The 4,591-nt window shown below is 72.4% G+C and carries 2 protein-coding genes and 1 pseudogene; 1 reads left to right on the top strand and 2 read right to left on the bottom strand.

Going from position 1 to position 4,591, the window contains the following annotated elements; translation table 11 throughout:
- Positions 1 to 488: 488 nt before the first annotated feature.
- A pseudogene (locus tag ABZ371_RS29225) lies at positions 489 to 1,092 on the top strand (ATP-binding cassette domain-containing protein); the annotation flags it as partial.
- A 12-nt stretch (positions 1,093 to 1,104) separates the two neighbouring features.
- On the opposite strand, the gene tkt reads toward ABZ371_RS29225, so the two are convergent.
- Both tkt and ABZ371_RS29215 read right to left on the bottom strand, forming a co-directional pair.
- A complete protein-coding gene (gene tkt / locus ABZ371_RS29220; protein WP_358685146.1) occupies positions 1,105 to 3,291 on the bottom strand; it encodes a transketolase in 2,187 nt (728 codons plus the stop codon).
- Positions 3,292 to 3,571: 280 nt separating this feature from the next.
- The gene (locus ABZ371_RS29215) at positions 3,572 to 4,414 is read right to left on the bottom strand and encodes a class II glutamine amidotransferase (RefSeq protein WP_358685144.1); all 843 of its coding nucleotides are present in this window, start codon (positions 4,412 to 4,414) and stop codon (positions 3,572 to 3,574) included.
- Positions 4,415 to 4,591: the final 177 nt, after the last annotated feature.

Below are 4,591 nucleotides of genomic sequence, written 5' to 3'. Positions count from 1 at the left end.
TGTGCAGGTTCTCCCCCCATGTTCTCGTGCGGCCCGAGGGCACCGTTCCCCCACATGTCCGCAGGCGGTGTGACGGGAGCGCACAACGAACGGAAAGAAACTCCACGCATTCACCCACCGCCCACGGATAACACACACGACCGCCGCACAAGAACATGGGGGGAGAACCTGCACACGGCTTGCGCACACTGGCACCGCAATTGTCACAAAGCAGCAGGTCCAGGCCGGTTCCGCGATCACTTGAGCAGGATGTGCCCCCGTTGCGGCAAGGCGGTCCGCGGGCGACCGGAACACATTCGGTGAAGCTCGTGAAGAAATAGCAGCCAGAAAATGGACGCACTTGCAGCGGGCCCTGGGCCGAGGACCACCGGTAGCCGGGCGTGGAGGAGATGATCCGCCCGCGCAGAGGTTGGCCTGCTGAAGCCTGCGCGCTGTCGGCCCGCAGCTTCTGCGTACCGGTGGCCCGCAACCGCACGACGACGCGCGTGTACGTGCCGAACGCGCAGACGTCCCTCATCGTGCAGGTCTCGCTGGCCGTGATCGTGGCCGGCGTCGTCTCGGCGGCCTTCACACTGCTGCAGAACCTGACCATCCTGCGGATGGAGGGCCGCATCGAGAGCACGTCGCAGCCCGCGGTGTGGGACCGGCTGCTGCGGCTGCCGGCGAGGTTCTTCACCGAGCGCTCCACCGGTGAACTGGCGAGCGCGGCGATGGGTGTCGGTCCGATCCGCCGGGTGCTGTCCGGCATCGGGCCGGTCGTGGTGCGGGCGGGAACGCTCGGGGCGGTGAACCTCGCGGGGGCAGCGCCAGCGCCTCATGATCGCCCAGGCTCTGATCCGGCGGCCCCGCGTCCTGTTCCTCGACGAGGCCACCAGCGCTCTCGACAACGAGACCCAGCGCACCGTCATGGAGAGCACCCGGTCCCTGCGGGCCACCCGTGTCGTGATCGCCCACCGGTTGTCCACGGTGCTGGACGCCGACCGCGTCGTCGTGATGTCCGACGGCCGGGTCGTCCAGGAGGGGCCGCCCGCCGAACTGCTCGCGGACACGGGCGGGCGGCTCCATCAGCTGGTCCGGCGCCAGATGCGCTGACCGGGCCCGGTCTCAGTCGGCGCGACGGCCGCCCGGCACGGGTGCGGCGGCCGCGTCGCCGATGCTGTCGCGGGCGGCGGCGGCGACGACCTCCGCGGTGAAGCCGAACTCCTCGTAGAGCCGCTCGTAGTCGGCCGACTCACCGTAGTGCTCGAGGCTCACGATCCGGCCGGCGTCACCGACCACCTCGCGCCACCCCTGGCCGACGGCGGCCTCGACACTGACCCGGGCGCGCACCCCCGGCGGCAGCACCTCGTCCTGGTAGGCGGCGGGCTGGGCCGCGAACCACTCGTGACAGGGCATGGAGACGACCCGTACGGAGAGGCCCTCGGCGGCGAGGAGCGACCGTGCCTCCAGGGCGATGTGCACCTCGGAGCCCGTCGCCACCAGGATGACGTCGGGGACGCCGTCCCCCGGCTCCGCGGCGAGGACGTAGGCGCCGCGCGCCGCGCCCTCCGCCGGGGCGAAGGACCCGTCCCCTCGGTCCAGCACCGGCAGGTTCTGGCGGGTCAGGACGAGTCCGGCGGGCCGGTCGGGGTGTTCGAGGATCGCCCGCCAGCAGACCGACGTCTCGTTGGCGTCCGCCGGGCGGACGACGTCCAGCCCCGGGATCGCCCGCAGGGCCGCGAGGTGTTCGACCGGCTGGTGCGTCGGGCCGTCCTCCCCCAGGCCGATCGAGTCGTGGGTCCACACGAACGTCGCGGGCAGCTTCATCAGGGCGGCCAGGCGCACCGCGGGCCGCATGTAGTCGCTGAACGTGAGGAACGTACCGCCGTAGGGGCGGGTGAGGCTCTGCAGGGCGATGCCGTTGAGCACGGCGCCCATCGCGTGTTCCCGGATGCCGAAGTGCAGGGTGCGGCCGTAGGGGCCGCCCTGGAACTCCTCGGTCTGACGGTCGGCCGGGACGAAGGACGCCTCGCCCTTCATGGTCGTGTTGTTGCTGCCGGCGAGGTCCGCGGAACCGCCCCACAGCTCGGGCAGGACGGGTGCGAGCGCGGTGAGCACCTCGCCCGACGCCTTGCGGGTGGCCATGCCCTTCGGGTCGGGCGGGAACACCGGCAGCGCCTCGGTCCAGCCCTGGGGCAGCCTCTGTTCGCGCAGCCGGTCCAGCAGCGCGGCCCGGTCCGGGTGGGCGGTCCGCCAGTCCTCGTAACCGGATTCCCAGCGCTGCCTGGCCTGCCTGCCGCGCTCCCCCACCGCCCGGGTGTGGGCGAGTACCTCGTCCTCGATCGCGAAGGAGGCTCCCGGGTCGAACCCCAGCAGGCGCTTGGTGCCGGCGACCTCGTCGTCGCCGAGCGCGGAGCCGTGGGCCTTGCCGGTGTTCCTCTTGGTCGGCGCCGGCCATCCGATGATCGTGCGCAGCATGATCAGCGACGGGCGGTCCCGCTCCTCCTTCGCCGCCTCGATCGCGGCCAGCAGTGCGTCCACGTCCTCGACGTAGTCACCGGTGCGCGTCCAGTCCACCGTCTGCACGTGCCAGCCGTAGGCGGCGTAGCGGGCGGGGACGTCCTCGCTGAAGGAGATGTCGGTGTCGTCCTCGATGGAGATGTGGTTCGAGTCGTAGAAGACGACGAGGTTGCCCAGCCGCTGGTGGCCGGCGAGCGACGAGGCCTCGGAGGCGACGCCCTCCATCATGTCGCCGTCCGACGCGACGACGTACACGTGGTGGTCGAAGGGGCTCGTGCCGGGCGCGGCGTCCGGGTCGAGCAGCCCGCGCTCCCTCCGTGCGGCCATCGCCATGCCGACCGCGGCGCCCATCCCCTGGCCCAGGGGGCCGGTGGTGATCTCCACGCCCCGGGTGTGCCGGTACTCGGGGTGCCCGGGGGTCGCCGACCCCCACGTCCGCAGCGCCTCGAGGTCCTCCATCTCCAGGCCGTATCCCGCGAGGTAGAGCTGGATGTACAGGGTGAGGCTGGTGTGGCCGCACGAGAGGACGAAGCGGTCCCTGCCGAGCCACTGGTCGTCGGCCGGGTCGTGCCGCATGACCTGCTGGAAGAGCAGGTAGGCGAGGGGGGCGAGGCTCATCGCGGTGCCGGGGTGTCCGTTGCCCCTCTTCTGGACGGCGTCGGCGGCCAGCACCCGCACGGTGTCCACCGCCCGCACGTCCACCTCGCTCCACCCCGCTCGTGCGGCCACCGGCCGGGCGAGGCCCGGGTCTCGCGAGGCTGTGCTGGAGGATGAGGATCGCTCGGGCGCCATGGTGTTCGTCTCCCTCGGGCTGTCGCTTCTGGGTACGACGGTGCCGTCGTACGGCTCGCCACCCTTCGCATCCTCGGTTCCCTCCTCCCCCTTCGCACCCGGAGCGGGCCCGGCGGGGCGGTGGAGGCTCCCCCGCCGGGCCCTCGGGCGCGGCGGCGGGCACGGTGAGGGGTGACCCGTCGCCCGCTCGCCTACCCCGCCCGGGGCCCGTCAGGCCCGGGGACGGAAAAGGGCCCGCCGGCTCGCCGGCACGGCACACCTGTACGCGCCGCCCGAAGGCTCACACGGGCTGCGGGACGAACGGCATGTGGTCACCACCGTCCCCCGCGGGCACGACCGTGTACGAGGCCTCCGGCATCTCGTTCCAGACTCCCGGCAGGTCGCCGACGGGCTCGGAGACCACCAGCCGGGTGTCGTCCGACAGTTCCCGCATGAGGGCCATCTCCGGGTGCAGCGTGCGCACGGTCTCCGCGCGGGTGCTGTAGAAGAGCGAACGGGACCGGCCCCGGCTCGAGTAGCGGAAGGCCCACAGCCGCCGGCCGTCGGAGACGGCGATCGTCATCTGGAGGGGGTACTCGACGCCGTGGTCCTTGCCCAGCCGCTCCACGAATCCGGCCATGCGCGCCACCGCGCCCGGTACGTCGTGATCGAGGCCGAACGTCACGGCCAGGTAGAAAAGCACCTCGGAGTCGGTCGAGCCCTCGATGGACGAGAACAGCGCCGGGTCGACCGCGAGGCACATCTCCCGGCGGAGCCGGTCGAAGTCCGCCACCGCGCCGTTGTGCATCCACATCCACCGGCCGCGGCGGAAGGGATGGCAGTTGGACTGCTGCACCGCGGTCCCCGTGGACGCCCGCACGTGGGCGAAGAACAGGGGCGACCGGACGTGCCCGGCGATCTCCCGGAGGTTGCGGTTGTTCCACGCGGGGCCGATGTCGCGCACGATCGCCGGGGCGGCGTCCCCCCACCCCGGCTCGTACCAGCCGATACCGAAGCCGTCGCCGTTCGTGGTCTCGACGCCGAGCTTCGAGTGCAGGCTCTGGTCGATCACCGAGTGCGCCGGCTTGTACAGGATGTCGTCCAGCAGGACGGGCGAACCCGCGTACGCGAGCCATCGGCACATGACGCTGTCCCTTCCTCCGCCCCGCGGACGGGACACGGGCCTTTCCGTCGTCCGCCGCCCTTACCAGCGAACCAGGGCGGGGGCCGGGCGGCAAACCAGGCGGCCGGCCCCAGGCGCGCCGGCCGGAGGCCGCCGGTCCCCGGCCCCGCCGGCCGACCGCCCGCTCACTCCTGGGTG

It is taken from the genome of Streptomyces sp. NPDC005899, from assembly GCF_040629645.1.
Lineage (GTDB): Bacteria > Actinomycetota > Actinomycetes > Streptomycetales > Streptomycetaceae > Streptomyces.
The sequence above is the reverse complement of the archived record's forward strand: the minus strand, read 5'-3'. Positions and strand labels throughout refer to the sequence as shown.

Excerpts from the sequence above, each read along its gene's own strand:
- tkt (WP_358685146.1), bottom strand. The coding sequence starts at position 3,291 with ATGGCGCCCGAGCGATCCTCATCCTCCAGCACAGCCTCGCGAGACCCG.
- ABZ371_RS29215 (WP_358685144.1), bottom strand. The coding sequence starts at position 4,414 with ATGTGCCGATGGCTCGCGTACGCGGGTTCGCCCGTCCTGCTGGACGAC.